We start from the raw sequence: 20916 nt of genomic DNA, 5'->3' as shown, positions 1-20916 counted from the left end.
CTCGGCGAGTCGCGCGTCAGAAGAGGCGGGAGTCCACGTCGTCGACGCCGCGCATCGCGTCGTAGTCGAGGACGAGGCAGCCGATCCCCCGGTCCGTCGCGAGCACGCGCGCCTGGGGCTTGATCTCCTGCGCGGCGAACACGCCGCGCACGGGCGCGAGCAGCGGGTCGCGGTTGAGGAGCTCGAGGTACCGCGTGAGCTGCTCGACGCCGTCGATGTCGCCCCGGCGCTTGATCTCGACCGCGACGGTCGCCCCGGTCGCGTCCTTGGCGAGGATGTCCACCGGGCCGATCGCGGTCGGGTACTCCCGGCGGACGAGCGTGTGGCCCGACCCGAGCAGCTCGATCTGCGCGGCGAGCATCTCCTGCAGGTGCGCCTCGACGCCGTCCTTGACCAGCCCCGGGTCGATGCCGAGCTCGTGAGAGCTGTCGTGCTGGACCTCGTGGAGCTCGATCTCGAGGCGGTCGTCGCTCTTCGCGTGCTGCACGGCCCAGACCTCGGTCACGCCGCGCTCGCGCGCCTCCTCGGACGGCTCGCGCACCGCGAGCGAGCACGGCGGGCTCATCCAGTTGAGCGGCTTGTACGACCCGCCGTCGGAGTGCAGCAGCACGCTCCCGTCGGCCTTGACGATGAGCACGCGTGTCGCGAGCGGCAGGTGCGCCGAGAGACGGCCGGTGTAGCGGGCGGAGCAGCGGGCGACGACGAGACGCATGAGGCAGGTCCTCCGGGTCGGTGGTGGGCGGTCCGGGTCGCGGCGTCAGCCCACGGGCGACGCCTCAGACGACGACGTCGCGGCGGCCGGGCGGCGCGGCCTCCAGCCAGGAGGCCAGCCCCTCGTACGCGGCGCGCGACATCGTGAGCTCGAAGTCCTGACCGTGGTACCGGCACCGGACGAGGTAGGTGTCGGGCCCGTCGCCGGCGAACGGCTCGCGGCCCGCGATGACGAGGTCGTAGCGGGACCACGTCCGGGCGGGGCGGATCGACACCGACCACAGCCGCCACCAGTCGATGCGGCCGACGCCGTAGTGCGCGATGCCCGCGACCCAGGGCGCACCGGCCGCACCCGCGCGCCGCGCCCCGCACTCGAACGAGCCGACGCGGTGGGACAGGGCGCGCAGACGCCACGCCCCCAGCCCGATCGCGAGAAGGACGAGGACGAGCAGTCCGATCGCGAGCCAGGCCAGGGGCGTCATGGTCGTGCGAAGGTCAGCGGGCCGGTACGGACTCGACCGAGTCCGCGACGATCGTGACCTGGTTCGAGTCGACGGAGAGGAACCCTCCGGAGACGCGCACGTCGAGGGTCTCGCCCTCGGCCACGATGCGCACCGACCCCTCGCGCAGCACGGAGAGCAGCGGCGAGTGGTCCGCGAGGATGCCGATCTCACCGTCCGCCGCGGGGGCCGTGACCCGCTGTGCGCGGCCCGACCAGATCTTGCGGTCCGCCGCCACGAGGTCGACGTTCAGCTGTGCCACGGGAACTCCTTCATGGGCGGTTCATGCCCGGTGTGGTGTCCGGGACGACGCCCGGCCCGCGTGCCGCGGTCCGGGTCCGGGTGCGACGCCCGCGGGGCCGGACCGACCGGCCCGGCCCCGCGCGTGCGTCGGATCAGGCGCCGTACTCCTGCTGGATGCGCGCCCAGTTGCGCTCGAGGTCCTCGAGGCCACCGATGTTGTAGAAGGCCTGCTCGGCGATGTGGTCGAACTCGCCGTCCGCGATCTTCTTGAACGCCTCGATGGTCTCGCTCAGCGGCACGGTCGAGCCCGCGACGCCGGTGAACTTCTCGGCCATGTAGGTGTTCTGGGAGAGGAACTGCTGGATGCGGCGCGCACGCGCGACGACCGTCTTGTCCTCCTCCGAGAGCTCGTCCACGCCGAGGATCGCGATGATGTCCTGGAGCTCCTTGTTGCGCTGCAGGATCGACTTCACGCGCGTCGCGACGTCGTAGTGCTCCTGGCCCACGTAGCGCGGGTCGAGGATGCGGCTCGTCGACGCGAGCGGGTCCACGGCCGGGTACAGACCACGCGAGGCGATCTCACGCGAGAGCTCGGTCGTCGCGTCGAGGTGCGCGAACGTCGTCGCCGGCGCCGGGTCGGTGTAGTCGTCCGCCGGGACGTAGATCGCCTGGAGCGACGTGATCGAGTGACCACGCGTCGAGGTGATGCGCTCCTGGAGCAGACCCATCTCGTCCGCGAGGTTCGGCTGGTAGCCCACCGCGGAGGGCATGCGCCCGAGCAGCGTCGACACCTCGGAACCCGCCTGCGTGAAGCGGAAGATGTTGTCGATGAACAGCAGCACGTCCTGCTTCTTCACGTCGCGGAAGTACTCCGCCATCGTCAGCGCGGAGAGCGCGACGCGAAGACGCGTGCCCGGCGGCTCGTCCATCTGGCCGAAGACGAGGGCGGTCTTGTCGAAGACGCCCGCGTCCTCCATCTCGTGGATGAGGTCGTTGCCCTCACGCGTGCGCTCGCCGACGCCGGCGAACACCGAGACACCGCCGTGGTCCTGGGCGACGCGCTGGATCATCTCCTGGATGAGGACCGTCTTGCCGACGCCCGCACCGCCGAAGAGGCCGATCTTCCCACCCTGGACGTAGGGGGTCAGCAGGTCGATGACCTTGATGCCCGTCTCGAACATCGTGGTCTTCGACTCGAGCTGGTCGAACGCCGGGGGCTTGCGGTGGATCGGCCAGCGCTCGGTGATCTCGACCGTCTCGCCCGGAGCGGCGTTGAGCACGTCGCCCGTCACGTTGAAGACCTTGCCCTTGGTGACGTCGCCGACGGGGACGCTGATCGGCGCGCCCGTGTCCGTCACCTGGGCGCCGCGGACGAGGCCGTCGGTCGGCTTGAGGGCGATCGCGCGGATGAGCGAGTCGCCCAGGTGCTGGGCGACCTCGAGCGTGAGCGTGAAGGACTTCTCGCCCTCGCCCTGCGACGAGAGGTCGATCTCGACGGTCAGCGCGTTGTAGATGTCGGGGATGGCGTCCGCCGGGAACTCGATGTCCACGACGGGGCCGATCACACGAGCGACTCGGCCCACGCCGGGACCGCTGGAGTGCTCGACCTGTGCTTCCACGGTGGTGGCGGTCATTGCTGGCCTCGCTTCGCAGTGCCGGAGTGGTCCCCGGCGGTGTCGGTCAGGTTGTCGATGATGGTGCTGGCCGCGCGGGCCGTGCGGCCCGTCATGACGCCGCCAGGGCGTCGGCACCCGAGACGATCTCGCTGATCTCCTGGGTGATGTCCGCCTGACGCGCCTGGTTCGCCAGCCGCGTGTAGTTGCGGATGAGGTCCTCCGCGTTGTCCGTCGCCGTGTGCATCGCCCGCTGACGTGCCGCGAGCTCGGACGCCGCCGCCTCGAGGAGGCAGCTGAAGATCCGGCTGCGCACGTAGCGCGGGAGCAGCGCGTCGAGCACGGCCTCGGGCGAGGGCTCGAAGTCGTACAGCGGGAGCACGTCGTGCTTGCCCGCCGGGGCGACGCCCTCGACGACCTCGAGCGGGAGCATCCGCACGACGCGCGGGCGCTGCGTGACCATGTTGACGAACTGCGTGTAGACGATGTGCAGCTCGCTCACGCCACCCTCGGCGGCCGGGGCGAGGAACGCGCCCAGCAGGGCGTCCGCGATCTCCCCCGCGACCTCCGAGTTCGGCGCGTCCGACCCGTACGACCACGAGCCGGCGAGCTCGCGCCCGCGGAACGTGTAGTACGAGATGGCACGACGTCCGGCCGCGTAGAGCGCGACCTCCTTGCCCTCGGCCACGAGACGCTCGACGAGGCGCTCCGTCTCGCGGATGATCGACGCCGAGTAGGCGCCGGCCATGCCGCGGTCGGACGCGACGACGAGCACCGCCACGCGGTTGGTGTCCGTGCGCTCGCTGGTCAGCGGGTGCTTCGTCGACGTGTGCGTCGCGACGGCCGAGACCGCCCGGGTGATCGCCCGGGCGTACGGCGACGCGGCGGCCGTGCGGTCGCGCGCCTTGCCGATGCGCGACGCAGCGATGAGCTCCTGCGCGCGGAACATCTTCTTGAGCGACTGCGTCGACTTGATCCGCTGCTTGTAGACGCGCTGGGATCCGGCCATGCTCAGGCCCTCTTCTGCCGGACGATCTGCTCCTGCTCGATCTCCGTCTCGGCCTCGTCCTCGGTGTCGCCGCCGACGAGCGGCGAGCCGTCACCCTTGAGGAAGCCGGAGCGGAACGCGTCGACCGCCGCGGCGAGCTGCGACTCGGTCTCGTCCTCGAGCTTGCCGGACTCGGCGATCGTCGAGAGGACGTCCGTGTTGCGGCGCAGGTGGTCGAGCAGCTCGGACTCGAAGCGACGCACGTCCTCGACCGGGACGTCGTCGATCTTGCCCTTGGTGCCGGCCCAGATGGACGCGACCTGCTCCTCGACCGGGAACGGCGAGTACTGGCCCTGCTTGAGCAGCTCCATGAGGACCGCGCCGCGCTGCAGCTGGCCGCGCGAGGCCGCGTCGAGGTCGGACGCGAACATCGCGAACGCCTCGAGCGCACGGTACTGGGCGAGCTCGAGCTTCAGCGTGCCCGAGACCTTCTTCATCGCCTTGACCTGCGCGTCACCACCGACGCGTGACACCGAGATGCCGACGTCGACGGCGGGGCGCTGGTCCGCGTTGAACAGGTCGGACTGGAGGAAGATCTGGCCGTCCGTGATGGAGATGACGTTCGTCGGGATGTACGCCGACACGTCGTTCGCCTTGGTCTCGATGACCGGCAGGCCCGTCATCGAGCCGGCGCCGAGCTCGTCGGAGAGCTTCGCGCAACGCTCGAGGAGGCGGGAGTGCAGGTAGAAGACGTCACCCGGGTACGCCTCGCGGCCCGGCGGGCGACGCAGCAGCAGCGACACCGCACGGTAGGCCTCGGCCTGCTTCGACAGGTCGTCGAACACGATGAGGACGTGCTTGCCGCCGTACATCCAGTGCTGGCCGATGGCCGAGCCGGTGTAGGGGGCGAGGTACTTGAAGCCCGCGGGGTCCGAGGCGGGAGCCGCGACGATCGTCGTGTACTCGAGCGCGCCGGCGTCCTCGAGCGCGCCGCGGACGGACGCGATGGTCGAGCCCTTCTGGCCGATCGCGACGTAGATGCAGCGGACCTGCTTGGTCGGGTCGCCCGACTCCCAGTTCGCCTTCTGGTTGATGATCGTGTCGATCGCGATCGCCGTCTTGCCCGTCTGGCGGTCGCCGATGATCAGCTGGCGCTGACCACGGCCGATCGGGATCATCGAGTCGATCGCCTTGAGACCGGTCTGGAGGGGCTCGTGGACCGACTTGCGGGCCATGACGCCGGGCGCCTGGAGCTCCAGGGCGCGGCGGCCCTCGGTCGCGACCTCGCCGAGGCCGTCGATCGGGTTGCCCAGCGGGTCGACGACGCGGCCGAGGTAGCCGTCGCCGACGGGGACCGAGAGGACCTCGCCCGTGCGACGGACCTCCTGCCCCTCCTCGATGCCGGTGAACTCGCCGAGCACGACGACACCGATCTCGCGGACGTCGAGGTTGAGGGCGAGACCGAGGGTCCCGTCCTCGAAGCGCAGCAGCTCGTTGGCCATCGCGCCCGGGAGACCCTCGACCTGGGCGATGCCGTCGGCGGCCAGGGTGACCCGGCCCACCTCCTCGGACACGGCGCCCTCGGGCTCGTAGGACTTCACGAAGCTGTCCAGAGCGGCCCGGATCTCCTCCGGCCGGATCGTCAGCTCAGCCATTGCTCTTCTCCTGTCGTGGCCGCACCTCGTGGTTCGGGTGCGGTCGAACGTTTGTCGGTTGTGCGGCCGGTGGCCGGCAGGACGGTCGTCGGTCGGAAGGGTCGGCTCGTCAGCTCACGAGACGTCGGCGCGCGTCGGCGAGCCGGGAGAGCACGGTGGAGTCCACGACGTCGGCGCCCACCTGGACGCGGAGCCCGCCGAGCACGGCCGGGTCCACCGTCACGTTGAGCTGCACCGCGCGGCCGTAGGCCCGCTCGAGCAGCGTCGCGAGACGGTCGAGCTGGACCTGCGTGAGCACCATGGCCGACGTCACCGAGGCGACGAGACGCTGCCGGCGCTCGGCCGCGATCTCCCCGATCCAGCCCAGCGTCGGGACGAACCGGCGACCGCGCAGCGCGCGCGTCGCGTGGACCGCGAGCACCTCGGTGACCGTGTCGACCTTGCCGTCGAGCAGCGCGTGCAGGAACGCGGCGCGACGCTCGGGGTCGGTCGTGTCGTCGGAGAGGACCTGCCGCGCCTCGCGCTGCCCGACGAGCGCGCGCGACGTCCGGAACAGCTCGTCCTCGACCTTCTCCAGAGCACCACGGGCCTCGGCCGACGCGAGGACCGCGTCCAGGCCCAGGCGCTCGGTCGCGTCCGCGAGGTCACCCTCGCGGGTCCAGCGCGACCGGACGAGACCGGCCACGAGGTCCACGACCCGCTCGTCGAAGCCCGACGCGAGGACGGCGGTCACGAGGGCCGCCTTGTCCGCGCCGGACCGCGACGGGTCCGCGAGCGAGCGCCGCAGCGGCGCGGACTCGTCGAACGCCGCGGTGACCGCGAAGAGCTGCTCGCCCAGCGCCAGCGCGCCCTCGCCCGCCGAGCGCAGGACCGGCTCGAACCGGTCCCGCGCCTGCGTCAGGGACTCGCCGCTCGTTCCGCGCATCAGCGCTCCTCGGAGGCCGTGCCCGCCGCGCTCGCCGCCGCGGGACCCGCGGCCTCGAGCTCGTCGAGGAAGCGGTCGACGACGCGGCTCTGGCGCGCCGAGTCGGCGAGCGACTCGCCGACGATCTTCGAGGCGAGCTCCGTCGCGAGCAGACCGACGTCGTTGCGCAGCGAGACCGCGGCCTGCTGGCGCTCGGCCTCGATCTGGCGGTGCGCCGTCTCGACGATGCGCGCGGCGTCGTCCGACGCCTTCGCCCGCAGGTCCGAGACGATGGCCGTGCCCTCGGCACGCGCCTCCTCGCGGATCTTCGCCGCCTCCGTGCGCGCCTCCTGGAGCTGCTGGTGGTACTCCGCCAGCGCCGCCGCGGCCTCCGCCTGGGCGGACTCCGCCTTGGCGAGGCCACCCTCGATCTTCGCGGTGCGCTCGTCGAGCACCGCCTGGAACTTGGGCAGGACGGCCTTGTAGAAGACGATCGCGATGACGACGAGGACGACCGCCGACCAGAGCAGGTCGTAGCCGGCCGGCAGGAAGAGGTCGATCCCCTCCGGCTCCTCCGTCTGCGCCACCAGCGAACCGGCGGCGCTCGTCAGCGCCGACATCACGCCGCGGGGAAGAGGAAGCCGGCGACGAGACCCAGCAGGGCGAGGAGCTCGACGAACGCGACACCGAGGAACATGGTGGCGCGGAGCTGGCCGGCGACCTCAGGCTGGCGGGCGATGCCCTCGATGGTCTTGCCGATGAGGATACCGAGGCCGATGCCCGGGCCGATCGCGGCGAGGCCGTAGCCGACCGAGTTGAGGTTACCGGTGACCTCGGCGAGGGTGGTGACGTCCACGATGGGTGTTCCTTCCGTTGGGCGCCGGCCCTGGGTGGTCCGGCGTCGCGTGGGTTGATGCGTCTGGAGCGAGCTGGTGGTGCGAGCGGCGAGGCGCGCCGACCGTCAGGTCAGTGCTCTTCCTCGAGCGACATGTTGATGTAGACCGCGGCGAGCAGGGCGAAGATGTACGCCTGCAGCGCGGCGACCAGGATCTCGAAGAGCGTGAAGGCGAAGCCGCCGGCCAGGCTGAGGACCCCGAGCGCCTTCATCGCGGGAGCCGCCTCGAAGAAGAAGTACTGCGTGGCCGCGAAGCACAGGACGAGCATGATGTGCCCGGCGACCATGTTGGCGACGAGACGGATGGCCAGCGAGGCCGGCCGGATGATGAGGATCTGGAGCAGCTCGATCGGCGTGACGATCAGGTAGATCGGCGCCGGGATCCCCGGGGGGAAGAGGTTGCTCTTGAGGTAGCCGCCGAGGCCGTGCTTCTTGATGCCGACGTACCAGTAGGTCACGAAGACCCAGAGGGCGAGGAGCAGCGGGATGCCGATCCGGGCGGTGCCGGCCATGTTGAGGCCGGTGATGATGCCCGTGATGTTGAACGCGAGGATCGCGCAGAAGATCGTCGTGATCATGGGCACGAAGCGCTTCGCGTTCTCCTTGCCCATGATCTCCTCGACGACCTGCACGCGCACGAAGTCGAGGATCATCTCGATGGCGTTCTGGAACCGGCCGGGGACGAGCTTCGCGCGGCGCGCCGCGATGACGAAGATCGACAGCAGGACGATCGTCGCGACGACGCGGACGATCCAGATGCGGTCGATCTGGAAGATCGTGCCCTCGAAGAGGATGGCCGGCGGGAAGAAGTCGGCGATCGACGGCGCGTGGAAGCCACCTTCGCTCTCGGAAGCAGCGAGGAGCACGGGGGTCGCAAGCGTGGACAGGGTGGACTCCCAATGGTCGTGTGGTCCGGGCAGCCGTCACTCGTTGGTGGGCACGCCGTCGGACCTGGCCGTCATGGATTCGCCAGTAGCCTAACGTATGGATCGGCGTGCTCACGCCGATCTGGCGGCGCTTGTGACATTTTGCTCATGCGCTCCGGGCAACTGGTCCCTGGCCCGGGCGCCGTCCGCCTGGTAGGGGCGTGGTCGGTCAGCGGGCGTCGGGCTCGACGTACGGGATCCGCCCCCTGCTCACGGCCCGGTAGTCGAGCACCGCGGAGCCGACGACGCCGACGAGCAGGACCCCGGCGAAGACCCACCGGTCGTAGAAGTCCATGCCGCGCAGGACCACGAGGATGACGATGAGCACGACCATCTTCGCGAGCCAGCTCCCCATGACGACCGCCGCGGTCGTCGTCGGGCTCGCGTCCACCGTGCGCAGCATCGCCCAGACCGTGGTCGCCGAGAAGAGCAGCGCGACGCCGACGCCCAGGAGCGCGCCCCACACTCCCGGCAGCCCGGCGACGAGCGCACCGATCGCGACGCCGAGGACCGTGAGCGCGCCCAGCAGCACGAGGACGTCCCGCAGCGCGGTCCGGAAGACCGCGCGCACGGCCTGGCCGTGCGGGCCGATCGTCTGCTCGGCGGGCTGCTCGGCGGGCTGCCCGCCGTCCGGCTGGGCGGGATCGGGCTGGCTCGTGGTCATCTCAGGGCTTCCTTCGGCGGTGTCGTGACGGCGGGCGCGGCCGACGGGGCGGCCGGGCTCGGGTCGTCGTCGGAGGTGGTGGTCGTGACGGGCACGGACGACGTCGTCGTCGCGGCGTCGTCGTCCAGGAACCGGCCACGCGTGCGCAGCGGGCCGAGGGTGAGGACCGCGGCGATCAGGACGGCGACGGCGAGGCCCACGGCGACGCCGTGCCAGTGCCACTGCACCAGCGCGACGGCGGCGAAGGCGAACACCGCCGTCCAGACGTAGAGGATGAGCACGGCGCGCCGGTGCGAGTGCCCGATCGCGAGCATCCGGTGGTGCAGGTGCATGCGGTCCGGGTGGAACGGCGACTTCCCCCGCGCGACGCGGCGCACCACCGCCATGCCCATGTCGAGCAGGGGCAGGAGGATCACCGCGAGCGGCAGCAGGATCGGGATGAAGGCCGGTATCTGCTGCGCGCCGGAGAGCGCGTCGGTCTCGATCTTGCCGGTCACGACGATGGCCGCGGCCGACATGACGAGCCCGAGGACCATCGAGCCCGAGTCCCCCATGAAGATGCGCGCGGGATGGAAGTTGTGCGGCAGGAAGCCGACGCAGATGCCGACGAGCGCGGCGATCACGAGCGTCGCGAGGCTCGAGTAGTCGTCGGCGCTCGCCTTCTGCGTGAGCACGTACGAGTAGACGAAGAACGCCGTGCCGCCGATCGCGACGAGCCCCGCGGCCAGGCCGTCCAGGCCGTCGACGAAGTTGACCGCGTTCATCGCGACGACCACCACGAGGATCGTCGCGGCGAGCTGGAGGCGCGAGGACCAGATGAGCTGCTGGTCCCCGATCCCGAGGGGCAGCCGGTACAGGACGACGCCCTGCGTGGCCATCAGCCCCGCCGCGAGCACCTGCCCCGCGAGCTTCGTCATCCAGTCGAGGTCCCAGATGTCGTCGGCGATCCCGAGCACGCAGACGATCGCCGCCCCGCCCACGATCCCCCAGATCCGCGGGTCGGCCACGAGCCGGCCCGCGACCTCGCCGACGAACACGCTCTCGAGGAACGGCATCTGCGACGCGAAGACGACCGCCACCACGAGGCCCAGCAGCATCGCGAGGCCGCCGAGGCGGGGGGTCGGGATCGTGTGGACGTCGCGGTCGCGCACGGCGGTGATCGCACCGGTGCGCAGCGCGACCCAGCGCGCGAAGGGCGTCGTGAGGAACGTCACCACGGCGGCGACGAGCATCACGAGCAGGTAGACCCTCACCCGCCGTTCGCCTCCGGCTCCCCGGCGTCGTCGGCGGTCTGGGCGTCGGCGGGCGGGTCGTCCGGGCCCGCGACGTCCGCGACCTCGCGGAGGCGGTCGAGCGTGACCGCGCCCTGGCGCACGACGCGCAGCGTCTCGGACGTCGCGTCGACGATGGTCGACGCCACCCCGCCGGTCGCCGCGCCGCCGTCGAGGTAGACCGCCACGGCCTCGCCGAGCTGTGCCCGCGCGTCGTCGACGTCGAGGGCCGCGGGACGTCCGGTCGCGTTCGCCGACGACACCGCGAGCGGGCCCGTGCGGCGCAGGAGCGCGAGCGCCGCCGGGTGGTCGGGCATGCGCAGCGCGACGGTCCCGTGCGTCTCCCCCAGGTCCCAGGCCAGCGAGGGCTGCGCCCGCAGGATGATCGTGAAGCCTCCGGGCCAGAAGGCCTCGACGAGGCGGCGCGCGGCGTCGGGCACGTCGGTGGCGAGCCCGTCGAGCGTGCGCGCGTCGGGCACGAGCACGGGCGGCGGCATGTGCCGGCCGCGGCCCTTGGCCGCGAGGAGCGCGGCGACGGCCTCGGCGTCGAACGCGTCGGCGCCGATGCCGTAGACGGTGTCGGTGGGCAGCACGACGAGGCCACCGCGGGAGATCGCGTTGACCGCCTCGTCGATGCCGGCGCCCCAGGTGTTCGGGTCGGTCACGGGGTGGACGGAGCTCACGGGTCCATCCTTCCACGCTCGGGGGCGGGCTCCGGGTCACCGGCGTGCTCGGGTCCCGAGCGCCGGGCCACGACCATGCGGTCGCGTCCCGTGAGGTCGACGACGGTGCGGACGTCGACGAACGCGCCGGTCGCCGCGACCATGTCCCGCGCGGCGGCGGCCTGGACCTCGGCGTGCTCCATGACGTAGAGGCCGCCGGGACGCAGGAGCCGCGCGGCCGCGGCCGTGATCCCCCGCGGCACCTCGAGACCGTCGGGCCCGAGGCCGTAGAGCGCCACGCCGGGGTCGTGGTCGGCCACCTCGGGGTCGCGCGGGACGGCGCCGGGGGGCACGTACGGCGGGTTGGACACGACGACGTCGACCACGCCGTCGAGACCACCGTCGGCGGCGGGCCCGGCGAGCGCCGTGCGGGCGTCGCCCCGCACCAGGCGCACGACGACGCCGCTCGCCTCCCGCACGGCCGTCACGTTCCGCTCGGCCCAGGCGTGGGCGGCGGCGTCGAGCTCGACCGCGTGCACGTGGGTCCCGGCGACCTCCGTCGCGACGGCGAGCGCGATCGCCGCCGAGCCGGTGCACAGGTCGACCACGGTCGCGCGCCCCGTTCCGGCCACGACCGCGCGGGCCTCGTCGACGGCGACCTGCGCGACCTGCTCGGTCTCCGGCCGCGGGACGAAGACGCCCGGTCCGACGGCCAGCTCGAGGTGCCGGAACGGCGCGGTGCCCACGAGGTGCTGGAGCGGCACGCGCTGCGCGCGCCGGGCGACGAGCTGCGCGAGGGCGGGCGCGACGTCGTCCGGCACGGGCGTGCCGAGGACCGCGCGACGGGCCACCTCGGCGCGGGGCACCGCGAGGGCGTGGGCGAGCAGGAGCTCGGCGTCCGCGCGCGCCGAGGGCACCCCGGCGGCGTCGAGGACGGCCGTCGCCCAGCGCAGCCAGGCGGAGGTGCCGCCGTCCGACGGCGGGGTCGGACCGAGCGGCTCAGGCATCGCCGGCGCTCGCGAGACGCGCCGCCTCGTCGGCCTCGACCGCCGAGCGCACGACCGGGTCGAGGTCGCCGTCGAGCACCTGGTCGAGGTTGTACGCCTTGTACCCGGTGCGGTGGTCCGCGATGCGGTTCTCCGGGAAGTTGTAGGTGCGGATGCGCTCGGAGCGGTCGACGGTGCGGACCTGGGAGCGGCGCAGGTCGGCGGCCTCGGCGGCGGCAGCCTCCTGCTGGGCGGCGAGCAGGCGCGCGCGCAGGACGCGCATCGCCTGCTCGCGGTTCTGGAGCTGCGACTTCTCGTTCTGCATCGACACGACGATGCCGGTCGGCAGGTGCGTGATGCGCACGGCGGAGTCGGTGGTGTTGACGGACTGCCCGCCCGGGCCGGACGAGCGGTAGACGTCGATGCGCAGGTCGTTCGGGTCGATCTCGACCTCGCCCGCGTCCTCGACCTCGGGGAAGACGAGCACCCCGGCCGCCGACGTGTGGATCCGTCCCTGCGACTCGGTCACGGGGACGCGCTGGACCCGGTGTACGCCGCCCTCGTACTTGAGGTTCGCCCAGACGCCGTCCGCGGGGTCGGACGGCGTGCTGCGCGCCTTGACCGCCACCTGGACGTCCTTGAAGCCGCCGAGGTCGGAGTCGGTCGACTCGAGGACCTCCGTCTTCCAGCCGCGTCGCTCCGCGTACCGCAGGTACATGCGCAGCAGGTCCCCGGCGAACAGCGCCGACTCCTCGCCGCCCTCGCCCGCCTTGATCTCGAGGATGACGTCGCGGCCGTCGTCCGGGTCGCGCGGGACGAGCACGCGGCGCAGGCGCTCGCGCGCCTCCTCCTCGGCGGCGCGCAGTCCGGGGAGCTCCGCGGCGAACGCCTCCCCGTCCTCCCCGCCGAGGGTCGCGAGCTCCGCGGCGGCCTCGGCGTCGTCGCTCGCCTCGCGCCACGCGCGGTACGCGCCGACGACCTGGTTGAGCTCGGCGTAGCGCCGCCCGAGCGTGCGCGCGCGGCCCGCGTCGGCGTGGACGGCGGGGTCGGCGAGCTGGGTCTCGATGTCGGCGTGCTCGGCCAGCAGCGGCTCGACGGCGGCGAACGACTCGGTCACGGACGGCTCCTCGGTGACGGGCGGGTCGCGGTCGTCGGCGGGAGGCGCGACCGCGCGAGGATCGGGAGGATCGCTCGGGCAAAGCAACAGCGCCGGTGGTCCGATCTCGCCGACTGCCCCTGGAGAGGTTGTCGGGATCGGACCACCGGCGCTGCGGTGTCGCTACTTGTCGGCGGCCTTCTTGCCGTAGCGGGCCTCGAAGCGGGCCACACGGCCACCGGTGTCGAGGATCTTCTGCTTGCCCGTGTAGAACGGGTGGCAGGCGCTGCACACGTCGGAGCTGATCTTGCCCGACGCCTCGGTGCTGCGCGTCACAAAGGTGTTCCCACAGGTGCAGGTCACCTCGGTGACGACGTACTCGGGGTGGATACCAGACTTCACGGTTTTCTCCTTGGGGTGACGTCTCCGGGTCAGGTGCGGCGACCGCACCTGTGAACCGGCGACACACGGCCTGACGGACGCAGGCCGACGAACCATTGTGCCAGAACGCGCGGGCGCCCCGAGAACTTCCCGGGGCCGCCCGCCGTCGGCTCCTGCCGACCGACCGTCAGATGGTGCGGCCGACGTTCTCGTCGTCCGCGAGACCGCCGGGCGTCGTCTTCTGGACGTGGAGCAGGAACTCGACGTTCGTCTGGGTCTTCTTGAGCTGGCCGAGCAGCAGCTCGATCGCCTGCTGCTGGTCGAGCGCGCCCATCACGCGGCGGAGCTTGTAGACGATCTTCAGCTCGTCCGGCGACAGGAGGATCTCCTCGCGGCGCGTGCCGGACGCGTTGACGTCCACGGCCGGGAAGATGCGCTTGTCGGCGAGGTTGCGGGACAGGCGGAGCTCCATGTTCCCCGTGCCCTTGAACTCCTCGAAGATGACCTCGTCCATCTTGGAGCCCGTCTCCACGAGCGCCGAGGCGAGGATCGTCAGCGAGCCGCCGTTCTCGATGTTGCGGGCCGCGCCGAAGAACCGCTTGGGCGGGTAGAGCGCGGACGCGTCCACACCACCGGACAGGATGCGGCCCGAGGCGGGCGCCGCGAGGTTGTACGCACGCGACAGGCGGGTCAGCGAGTCGAGGAGCACGACGACGTCCTGGCCGAGCTCGACCAGGCGCTTCGCGCGCTCGATCGCGAGCTCGGCGACGATCGTGTGGTCGGACGCGGGGCGGTCGAACGTCGAGGCGATGACCTCGCCCTTCACCGTCCGCTCCATGTCCGTGACCTCTTCGGGCCGCTCGTCCACGAGCACCACCATGAGGTGGACCTCGGGGTTGTTGGCCGTGATCGCGTTCGCGATCTGCTGCATGATGATCGTCTTGCCGGCCTTGGGCGGCGCGACGATGAGGCCGCGCTGACCCTTGCCGATCGGCGCGACGATGTCGATGACGCGCGGCGTCAGGCGCGTGGCCTCGGAGTTCTCGAGGCGCAGGCGCTCCTGCGGGTACAGGGGCGTGAGCTTGGTGAACTCGGGACGCTGGCGCGCCTCCTCGGGCGACATGCCGTTGACCGAGTCCAGGCGGACGAGCGCGTTGAACTTCTGGCGCGCCGTGTTGCCCTGGTTCTCGCCCTCGCGCGGCTGGCGCACCGCGCCGGTGACGGCGTCACCGCGGCGCAGGCCGGCCTTCTTCACCTGGCCGAGCGAGACGTAGACGTCGTTCTGGCCCGGCAGGTACCCGCTCGTGCGCACGAACGCGTAGTTGTCGAGGATGTCGAGGATGCCGGCGACGGGGAGCAGGACGTCGTCCTCGTTGACCTCGATGTCGTCGAGGCCCGCGAGGTCCGGTCCCTGGCGGTTGCGGCCACGCTTGCGGTCGCGCTCGCGGCCGCGGTCGCGACCCCGGCGGCGTCGGCCGCCGCGCTCGTCGTCCAGCAGCTGGCGGTCGTCCCGCCGGTCGCCCTGACGCTCGCCGCGACCCTGGCCACCGCTCTGCTGCTCACGCTGCGGGGCGCCGCCCTGCTGGTCGCGCTGGCGCTCGCCGCCCTGCTGGTCGCGCTGACGGTCGGCGCGCGTCGCGTCGCCGTCGCCCTCGCCGTTCCGGGGTGCGCCGGCGCCGCGACCCGCACGGCGCGAGCCGCGCTCGCCCGTGACGAGGCCGACCGCCGCGGCGGCGCGCGCGGCGCGCTCGTCGGCGGACTCGTTCGAGGTGTCGCGCGTGCGCACGCCCTGCTCGCCGAGCGCCTCGGCGACCGCGGCGGCGGCCTCCGAGCGGGAGTCACGACGACCGTCGCGACGCTCGCCGCGCTGTTCCGTGCGCTGCTCGTCGGCACGCACGGGCAGGTCGAGCACGGGGGCGGCCGTCCGCTCCTCGCGGCTCGCGGCCGACGGCGCGTCCTGGCGCGCCGTCGCGGCGCTGTCGGTGGTGGTCGCCGGGCTCGCGGCGGGACGCTCGGCGCGGCGGCTGCGGCCGCGCCCGGAGGCGGCGGGCGCCTCGCTCGTCTCACGGCCCGAGGCGTTCGCCCCGTCCGTGTCGCGCCGCGGCGCGGCGGGGCGCTCGGAGGCGCTCTGCTCGCCGGTGCGGGCGCGGATGACGTCCACAAGATCGCCCTTGCGCATCTTGGACGTGCCCTTGACCCCGAGCTGCGAGGCGAGCGCCTGCAGCTCCGGGAGGCGCAGCGTGGAGAGCGCGCCGGTCCGGGCGGTCCCGCCGGCAGCGGCCGAACCGGTCGCGCTGCTCGTGGCGGTGTCGATGGTGTCTGTCACGAAGGACCCTTCCCCCTCGTTTGCGCCCGCCGCTCAGAGGGCGGGCCGCGGGTGGTCGACGCCCGGCCGTGACGGCCGGTGCGTAGGTGTCGCCACGCGTCAGTGGTACGACGACGTCATCTGACGCGGGGCTGGATTGCCTTCTCTCGGACTGCTCGGTCGCAGCACACCCGGTGGATGAGAGCGCGCTCTGCGGGCGGACGTACTGGTGCGAGAGCGTGACCGAAGGCTGGAATCATCCTAGCACCGGCGCGACCGAGGTCAGAGCCGTTCGGCCACGACGCCCCGCGTGTCGACGTCGAGGCGGCGCACGGCCCAGTCGGCGGTCCCCCCGACGAGGGAGTCCGCGACGCGCGCGACCTCCTCCAGCCCGTCGGCCGCCGAGAGCACGAGGACGGTCGGGCCGGCTCCCGAGACGGTCGCCGCGAGGCCGCGGGCGCGCAACGCCTGGACGAGCTCGAACGACGACGGCATGACGTCCGCCCGGTACGCCTGGTGCAGACGGTCGTCCGTGGCGTCGAGCAGCAGGTCGGGCCGCCGGGTGAGCGCCTCGACGAGGAGCGCGGCGCGCCCGGCGTTGAAGGCGGCGTCGGCGTGCGGCACCTGGGCCGGGAGCACGCCCCGCGCCCGGCTGGTCGCGAGCCGCGCCGAGGGCACGAGCACGGTCGCGCGCAGCTCGGGGTGCACGTCGAGCCGCACCGCGCGGGCGCCCGCCTCGGACCCGGCGTCCCACGCCACGGTGGCACCGCCCAGGAGCGCGGGCGCCGCGTTGTCCGGGTGCCCCTCGATGGCGGTCGCGAGGTCGAGGGCCACGTCGTCGTCGAGCACCGACGGGTCGGCGACGAGCGCCCGCGCGGCCACGATGCCCGCGACGACGGCCGCCGCCGAGGACCCGAGGCCGCGCCCGTGCGGGACGCGGTTCACGCAGGTCAGGTGCAGGCCCGTCTGCGGAGCGCCCGCGACGTCGAGCGCGGCCCGCAGGGCACGCACGACGAGGTGGGACGCGTCGCCGGGCACCTCCCCCGCGCCCTCTCCCTCGACGTCGACGACCACGTCGTCGCTCGCGAGCGCACGCACCTCGAGCACGTCGTGGAGAGCGAGCGCCAGCCCCAGCGCGTCGAAGCCGGGGCCGAGGTTGGCGCTCGTCGCCGGGACGCGCACCCGCACGTGGTCCGCGCCGAGCTGCATCAGTCGAGCCCGAGGGCGTCGGCGATGGACACGACGTCGGCGCTCACGCGCGTCGGGGTGACCTCGCTCCCGTCGAGCGTGCGCAGCGCCCACTGCGGGTCCTTGAGCCCGTGGCCCGTGACCGTGACGACGATGCGCGCGCCCGCGGGGACGAGCCCGCGCTCGGCGCGTGAGAGGATCCCGGCGACACCGGCCGCCGACGCGGGCTCGACGAACACGCCGACCTCGCTCGACAGGACCCGGTGGGCCGCGAGGATCTGCTCGTCCGTGACGGCCTCGATGACGCCGCCCGACTCGTCGCGCGCCGCCTCGGCGAGCTCCCACGACGCGGGGTTCCCGATGCGGATCGCGGTCGCGATCGTCTCCGGCTCGGTGATCGGGTGGCCCGCGACGATCGGCGCGGCGCCCGCGGCCTGGAAGCCCCACATCTGCGGGATGTGCGTGGACACGGCCGGCAGCCCCTCGCCCGCGTGCCCCGGCGCGCCCTGGCCCGCGTACTCGCGGAAGCCCTTCCAGTACGCGGTGATGTTCCCCGCGTTGCCGACGGGCAGCGCGTGGATGTCGGGCGCGTCGCCCAGCGCGTCGACGATCTCGAACGCGCCGGTCTTCTGGCCCTCGATCCGGTCGGGGTTCACCGAGTTGACGAGCTCGACCGGGTAGGAGTCGGCGAGCTTGCGCGCGGCGACGAGGCAGTCGTCGAAGTTGCCGTCGACCTGGAGCAGGCGCGCGCCGTGCGCGATCGCCTGGCTGAGCTTGCCCATCGCGATCTTGCCGTCCGGGACGAGCACGGCGCACGTCATCCCGGCGCGCACGGCGTACGCGGCGGCCGACGCCGACGTGTTGCCCGTGGACGCGCACACGACCGCCCGCGCGCCGCGGCCCGCGGCCGCGGAGATCGCCGTCGTCATGCCGCGGTCCTTGAAGGACCCCGTGGGGTTCATGCCCTCGACCTTGACGAAGACCTGCGCGCCGGTGCGCTCCGAGAGCGCCGGGGCCTCGACGAGCGGCGTGCCGCCCTCGCCGAGCGTGACGATCCGCTCGGCGACGTGCGCCGGCAGACGGTCGCGGTACTCGGAGATGATGCCTCTCCACTGGTGGGCCATCAGGCTCCCTCGACTCTCAGGACGGACGTGATCGTGCGGACGGGCTCGAGCTCGGCGACCGCCGCGACGGTCGCGGACAGCGCCGACTCCGGCGCCGCGTGCGTGGTGATGAGGAGCTCGGCGACCCCGGGCTCCGCGACGCCCGCACCGCCCGGTGCCGCGGGCTGGCGGACGGCCTCGATGGAGACGTCGTGCTCGGCGAGCGCGTGCGCGACCTGCGCGAGCACGCCCGGGCGGTCGTCGACGTCGAGGCGCACCTGGTAGCGGGTCACGGCTGCGCTCGCCGGGAGGATCGCGAGCTCGGCGTAGGTGGACTCCTGCGGGCCCTTGCCCCCGAGCACGCGGTGGCGCGCGGCCGAGACCACGTCGCCCAGGACCGCCGACGCCGTGGGCGCGCCGCCGGCGCCCCGCCCGTAGAACATGAGCTCGCCCGCGGACTCCGCCTCGACGAACACCGCGTTGAACGACCCGCGGACGTTCGCGAGGGGGTGCGACGTCGGCACGAGCGCCGGGTGCACGCGCACCGAGACGCCGGCCGACGCGCCCACCGCGGCGCCCTCGCGCCGCTCCGCGATGGCGAGGAGCTTGATGACGTGGCCGGTCTGCGCCGCCCACGCGACGTCGTCGGCGGTGACGGACATGATGCCCTCGCGCGCGACGTCGTCGAGGGAGACGCGGGTGTGGAAGGCGAGGCTCGCGAGGATCGCGGCCTTGGCCGCGGCGTCGTAGCCCTCGACGTCGGCCGTCGGGTCCGCCTCCGCGTAGCCGAGGTCCTGCGCCTCCTTGACGGCCTCCTCGAGGTCCATGCCCGTGGTGGCCATCTGGTCGAGGACGTAGTTCGTGGTCCCGTTGACGATGCCGAGCACGCGGCGCACGCGGTCGCCCGCGAGCGACTCGCGCACCGGGCGCACGATGGGGATCGCGCCCGCGACGGCGGCCTCGAAGTAGATGTCGACGCCGGCCGCGTCGGCGGCCTTGTAGAGCGTCGGCCCGTCCTCGGCGAGCAGCGCCTTGTTCGCCGTGACGACGGCGGCGCCGGCGTCGATCGCGCGCAGCAGGAGCGACCGGGCGGGCTCGATGCCGCCCATGACCTCGACGACGATGTCGGCGCGCGCGACGAGATCCTCCGCGTCCTCGGTCAGGAGCGAGCGGTCGACCGACGCGGCGCGCGGCGCGGCCGCGTTCCGCACCGCGATCCCGACGAGCTCGAGGCGGGCGCCCACGCGCGAGGCGAGGTCGTCCGCCTGCTCCGTCAGCAGCCGCGCGACCTGGGTGCCGACGACGCCGCACCCCAGCAGGGCGACGCGCAGGGGCGGGTGGGACTCGGCGGCAGGGGGCACGACGGACCTTCCTCGGGGACGGGCGGGCGAGCTCCCGGGCCCGGGACCGGTCACGGGTGACCGGTGCCGCGCCGTCGCGCGGGGCGACGGGTCGGGCGTGGGAGCGGCAGCGACAGGATACGTGTCCACCCCTCGCGACGGCGCCGCCCGACCACGTGTCGGACCACAGCGGGAGTCAGGCCTCCGGTTCGCGGCCGCCGCGCTCCGCGAGCGTCTGCGCGCGCCCCTCGGCGCGGGCGCGTTCCAGGGCTTCCTCGAGCTGGGCTGCGGTGAGCGCGGACGGGTCCTGCGCGGCGGCACCCGCCTCCGGGGCGGGGTCCGCCGCCGAGCTCTCCGGGACCGCGCCCGAGGTCGAGGTCGCGGGGCCGGCCGCCCGGCCGCCGCCCGCGGCGGCCCTCGCGGCCCGACGACGACGGAGCGCGGCGACGAGCGCCGGGCCGCGCAGCGCGACGAGCAGCACCAGACCGACGAGCGCGAGAGCGGCCCACGGGACCGCCCAGGTCTGCGCGCCGCCGTCGTCGCTCGCCGTCGCTCCCCCGCCGATCCCGACGGCTGTGGCGGTGACGGTCACCGAGGCGTCGGCGCGGCCCAGGGGTCGCACCCCGGTCACGGCGACCTCGCGCTCGAGCGCCGAGCCGGGGAGCAGCTCCGGCAGCTCACCGTCACCCCCGGTGATGGTCGCCCAGCCGAACGGCCCGGTCACGGTGACGGACTCGGCCGGCACGACGCGCGCGTTCCCCGTGTTGGTCAGGGTGTACCGCACGGTCGCTGACGACGTGCCGAAGGGGTTCGCGACGTCGTGGTGGACCACCTCCACGTCGCTCACCTCGACCGTCGGGGCCAGGGCACCCTCGACGCGCGCGTGCACGCGCAGCGCCAGACGCCGGTCGAGCGCGACGGTGGACGCGGACGCCTGCTGGACGAGGGAGGTGATGACCCCGGCGGAGTGGTCGCCGGGCGAGGCGTCGTCGGGCACGGTGATCGTGAACGGGACGTCGAGGGACTGGCCAGGGTCGACCGTGACCGTGCCGGCCCCCAGGGCGATCCACGACCCGAGGTCCGAGGACGTCTCCCCGGCGGGGAGCAGGTCGAGCTGCCCGGACGTCGTCGTGAACGCGTCGGCGGCGTAGGTGCGCAGCTCGAGGCGCTGCGCGGAGTGGTTGGTCAGGACGACGGTGTCGGAGATCGTGTCTCCGCGTCCGACGGCGTAGGAGAAGTTGGGCCGGTCGGTGCCGTGGTCGTTGTCGGCGGGCAGCAGACCCCAGCTCAGGTCGCCCGTGGTGTCCCCCGCGAGGGCGGAGACCACGGGCGCCACGGGCACCGTGGGCACCTCGCCCCCCGCCCGCGCCGCCCCGGCAGGGACGAGCGCGAGCAGGGCGGCGAGCGCACCGACGAGCGCCGCCGCGCCCCGTGCGGGGCGGTGCGTACGGACGGGGGCGGCGGCGTCTCGGTTCATCGGTCCGG

21 protein-coding genes are annotated in these 20916 nt (G+C 73.3%); all 21 read right to left on the bottom strand.

What is annotated here, in order from left to right:
• Nucleotides 1–16: 16 nt before the first annotated feature.
• Complete coding sequence (nucS, locus tag ABWU78_RS08795; RefSeq protein ID WP_253053371.1) at nucleotides 17–712, bottom strand: endonuclease NucS; 696 nt, start codon at nucleotides 710–712, stop codon at nucleotides 17–19.
• A 64-nt stretch (nucleotides 713–776) separates the two neighbouring features.
• Nucleotides 777–1193, bottom strand: a complete 417-nt coding sequence (locus ABWU78_RS08790) for a DUF2550 domain-containing protein (RefSeq protein ID WP_253053369.1) — start codon at nucleotides 1191–1193, stop codon at nucleotides 777–779.
• A 13-nt stretch (nucleotides 1194–1206) separates the two neighbouring features.
• Complete coding sequence (locus ABWU78_RS08785; protein ID WP_047232903.1) at nucleotides 1207–1473, bottom strand: F0F1 ATP synthase subunit epsilon; 267 nt, start codon at nucleotides 1471–1473, stop codon at nucleotides 1207–1209.
• 133 nt (nucleotides 1474–1606) lie between these two features.
• Nucleotides 1607–3088: a F0F1 ATP synthase subunit beta gene (gene atpD, locus ABWU78_RS08780; RefSeq protein ID WP_253053367.1), complete on the bottom strand. Its 1482-nt coding sequence runs from the start codon at nucleotides 3086–3088 to the stop codon at nucleotides 1607–1609.
• Nucleotides 3089–3179: 91 nt separating this feature from the next.
• Nucleotides 3180–4076: a F0F1 ATP synthase subunit gamma gene (locus tag ABWU78_RS08775; protein WP_253053365.1), complete on the bottom strand. Its 897-nt coding sequence runs from the start codon at nucleotides 4074–4076 to the stop codon at nucleotides 3180–3182.
• 2 nt (nucleotides 4077–4078) lie between these two features.
• A complete protein-coding gene (gene atpA, locus ABWU78_RS08770) occupies nucleotides 4079–5710 on the bottom strand; it encodes a F0F1 ATP synthase subunit alpha (protein WP_253053363.1) in 1632 nt (543 codons plus the stop codon).
• A gap of 109 nt (nucleotides 5711–5819) precedes the next feature.
• Nucleotides 5820–6635 (bottom strand): F0F1 ATP synthase subunit delta, encoded by an 816-nt coding sequence (locus ABWU78_RS08765; protein WP_439158134.1) that lies wholly within the window; start codon nucleotides 6633–6635, stop codon nucleotides 5820–5822.
• Complete coding sequence (locus ABWU78_RS08760) at nucleotides 6635–7234, bottom strand: F0F1 ATP synthase subunit B (protein ID WP_253053359.1); 600 nt, start codon at nucleotides 7232–7234, stop codon at nucleotides 6635–6637. Before ABWU78_RS08760 ends, ABWU78_RS08765 begins: the two co-directional genes overlap by 1 nt.
• Nucleotides 7234–7470, bottom strand: a complete 237-nt coding sequence (locus tag ABWU78_RS08755; protein WP_047232897.1) for an ATP synthase F0 subunit C — start codon at nucleotides 7468–7470, stop codon at nucleotides 7234–7236. Before ABWU78_RS08755 ends, ABWU78_RS08760 begins: the two co-directional genes overlap by 1 nt.
• A 110-nt stretch (nucleotides 7471–7580) precedes the next feature.
• Entirely contained in the window at nucleotides 7581–8375 is a 795-nt protein-coding gene (atpB, locus tag ABWU78_RS08750; RefSeq protein WP_253053357.1) for a F0F1 ATP synthase subunit A, read from the bottom strand.
• A gap of 229 nt (nucleotides 8376–8604) precedes the next feature.
• Complete coding sequence (locus tag ABWU78_RS08745; protein ID WP_439158133.1) at nucleotides 8605–9099, bottom strand: hypothetical protein; 495 nt, start codon at nucleotides 9097–9099, stop codon at nucleotides 8605–8607.
• On the bottom strand, nucleotides 9096–10352 hold the full coding sequence (locus tag ABWU78_RS08740; RefSeq protein WP_439158132.1) for an MraY family glycosyltransferase: 1257 nt from the start codon (nucleotides 10350–10352) through the stop codon (nucleotides 9096–9098). Before ABWU78_RS08740 ends, ABWU78_RS08745 begins: the two co-directional genes overlap by 4 nt.
• Nucleotides 10349–11053 carry an L-threonylcarbamoyladenylate synthase gene (locus ABWU78_RS08735; RefSeq protein ID WP_439158131.1) on the bottom strand — a complete coding sequence of 235 codons (705 nt, stop codon included), beginning with the start codon at nucleotides 11051–11053 and terminating at the stop codon, nucleotides 10349–10351. Before ABWU78_RS08735 ends, ABWU78_RS08740 begins: the two co-directional genes overlap by 4 nt.
• Nucleotides 11050–12039 carry a peptide chain release factor N(5)-glutamine methyltransferase gene (gene prmC / locus ABWU78_RS08730; protein ID WP_439158130.1) on the bottom strand — a complete coding sequence of 330 codons (990 nt, stop codon included), beginning with the start codon at nucleotides 12037–12039 and terminating at the stop codon, nucleotides 11050–11052. The genes ABWU78_RS08735 and prmC overlap by 4 nt, the downstream gene beginning before the upstream one ends.
• Nucleotides 12032–13135, bottom strand: a complete 1104-nt coding sequence (prfA, locus tag ABWU78_RS08725) for a peptide chain release factor 1 (protein ID WP_253053347.1) — start codon at nucleotides 13133–13135, stop codon at nucleotides 12032–12034. Before prfA ends, prmC begins: the two co-directional genes overlap by 8 nt.
• A 162-nt stretch (nucleotides 13136–13297) precedes the next feature.
• Nucleotides 13298–13516: a 50S ribosomal protein L31 gene (rpmE, locus tag ABWU78_RS08720; RefSeq protein ID WP_253053345.1), complete on the bottom strand. Its 219-nt coding sequence runs from the start codon at nucleotides 13514–13516 to the stop codon at nucleotides 13298–13300.
• Between the two features lie 166 nt (nucleotides 13517–13682).
• Nucleotides 13683–15821: a transcription termination factor Rho gene (gene rho / locus ABWU78_RS08715; RefSeq protein WP_439158129.1), complete on the bottom strand. Its 2139-nt coding sequence runs from the start codon at nucleotides 15819–15821 to the stop codon at nucleotides 13683–13685.
• A gap of 261 nt (nucleotides 15822–16082) precedes the next feature.
• Nucleotides 16083–17009, bottom strand: a complete 927-nt coding sequence (thrB, locus tag ABWU78_RS08710; protein ID WP_439158128.1) for a homoserine kinase — start codon at nucleotides 17007–17009, stop codon at nucleotides 16083–16085.
• The gene (thrC, locus tag ABWU78_RS08705; RefSeq protein WP_439158127.1) at nucleotides 17009–18112 is read right to left on the bottom strand and encodes a threonine synthase; all 1104 of its coding nucleotides are present in this window, start codon (nucleotides 18110–18112) and stop codon (nucleotides 17009–17011) included. Before thrC ends, thrB begins: the two co-directional genes overlap by 1 nt.
• Complete coding sequence (locus ABWU78_RS08700; RefSeq protein WP_439158126.1) at nucleotides 18112–19452, bottom strand: homoserine dehydrogenase; 1341 nt, start codon at nucleotides 19450–19452, stop codon at nucleotides 18112–18114. Before ABWU78_RS08700 ends, thrC begins: the two co-directional genes overlap by 1 nt.
• Nucleotides 19453–19627: 175 nt before the next feature.
• Nucleotides 19628–20908 (bottom strand): WxL protein peptidoglycan domain-containing protein, encoded by a 1281-nt coding sequence (locus tag ABWU78_RS08695; protein ID WP_439158125.1) that lies wholly within the window; start codon nucleotides 20906–20908, stop codon nucleotides 19628–19630.
• Nucleotides 20909–20916: the final 8 nt, after the last annotated feature.

Source organism: Cellulosimicrobium sp. CpK407 (assembly GCF_051844275.1).
Taxonomy (GTDB): domain Bacteria; phylum Actinomycetota; class Actinomycetes; order Actinomycetales; family Cellulomonadaceae; genus Cellulosimicrobium; species Cellulosimicrobium cellulans_G.
This window is presented reverse-complemented; position numbering and strand designations above follow the sequence as displayed.

Coding starts and splice junctions, on each gene's coding strand:
- atpD (WP_253053367.1), bottom strand. CDS start 3,088: ATGACCGCCACCACCGTGGAAGCACAGGTCGAGCACTCCAGCGGTCCC.
- atpA (WP_253053363.1), bottom strand. CDS start 5,710: ATGGCTGAGCTGACGATCCGGCCGGAGGAGATCCGGGCCGCTCTGGAC.
- prmC (WP_439158130.1), bottom strand. CDS start 12,039: ATGCCTGAGCCGCTCGGTCCGACCCCGCCGTCGGACGGCGGCACCTCC.
- ABWU78_RS08745 (WP_439158133.1), bottom strand. CDS start 9,099: ATGACCACGAGCCAGCCCGATCCCGCCCAGCCGGACGGCGGGCAGCCC.
- thrB (WP_439158128.1), bottom strand. CDS start 17,009: ATGCAGCTCGGCGCGGACCACGTGCGGGTGCGCGTCCCGGCGACGAGC.
- nucS (WP_253053371.1), bottom strand. CDS start 712: ATGCGTCTCGTCGTCGCCCGCTGCTCCGCCCGCTACACCGGCCGTCTC.
- ABWU78_RS08765 (WP_439158134.1), bottom strand. CDS start 6,635: ATGCGCGGAACGAGCGGCGAGTCCCTGACGCAGGCGCGGGACCGGTTC.
- ABWU78_RS08775 (WP_253053365.1), bottom strand. CDS start 4,076: ATGGCCGGATCCCAGCGCGTCTACAAGCAGCGGATCAAGTCGACGCAG.
- ABWU78_RS08760 (WP_253053359.1), bottom strand. CDS start 7,234: ATGTCGGCGCTGACGAGCGCCGCCGGTTCGCTGGTGGCGCAGACGGAG.
- ABWU78_RS08695 (WP_439158125.1), bottom strand. CDS start 20,908: ATGAACCGAGACGCCGCCGCCCCCGTCCGTACGCACCGCCCCGCACGG.
- ABWU78_RS08790 (WP_253053369.1), bottom strand. CDS start 1,193: ATGACGCCCCTGGCCTGGCTCGCGATCGGACTGCTCGTCCTCGTCCTT.
- thrC (WP_439158127.1), bottom strand. CDS start 18,112: ATGGCCCACCAGTGGAGAGGCATCATCTCCGAGTACCGCGACCGTCTG.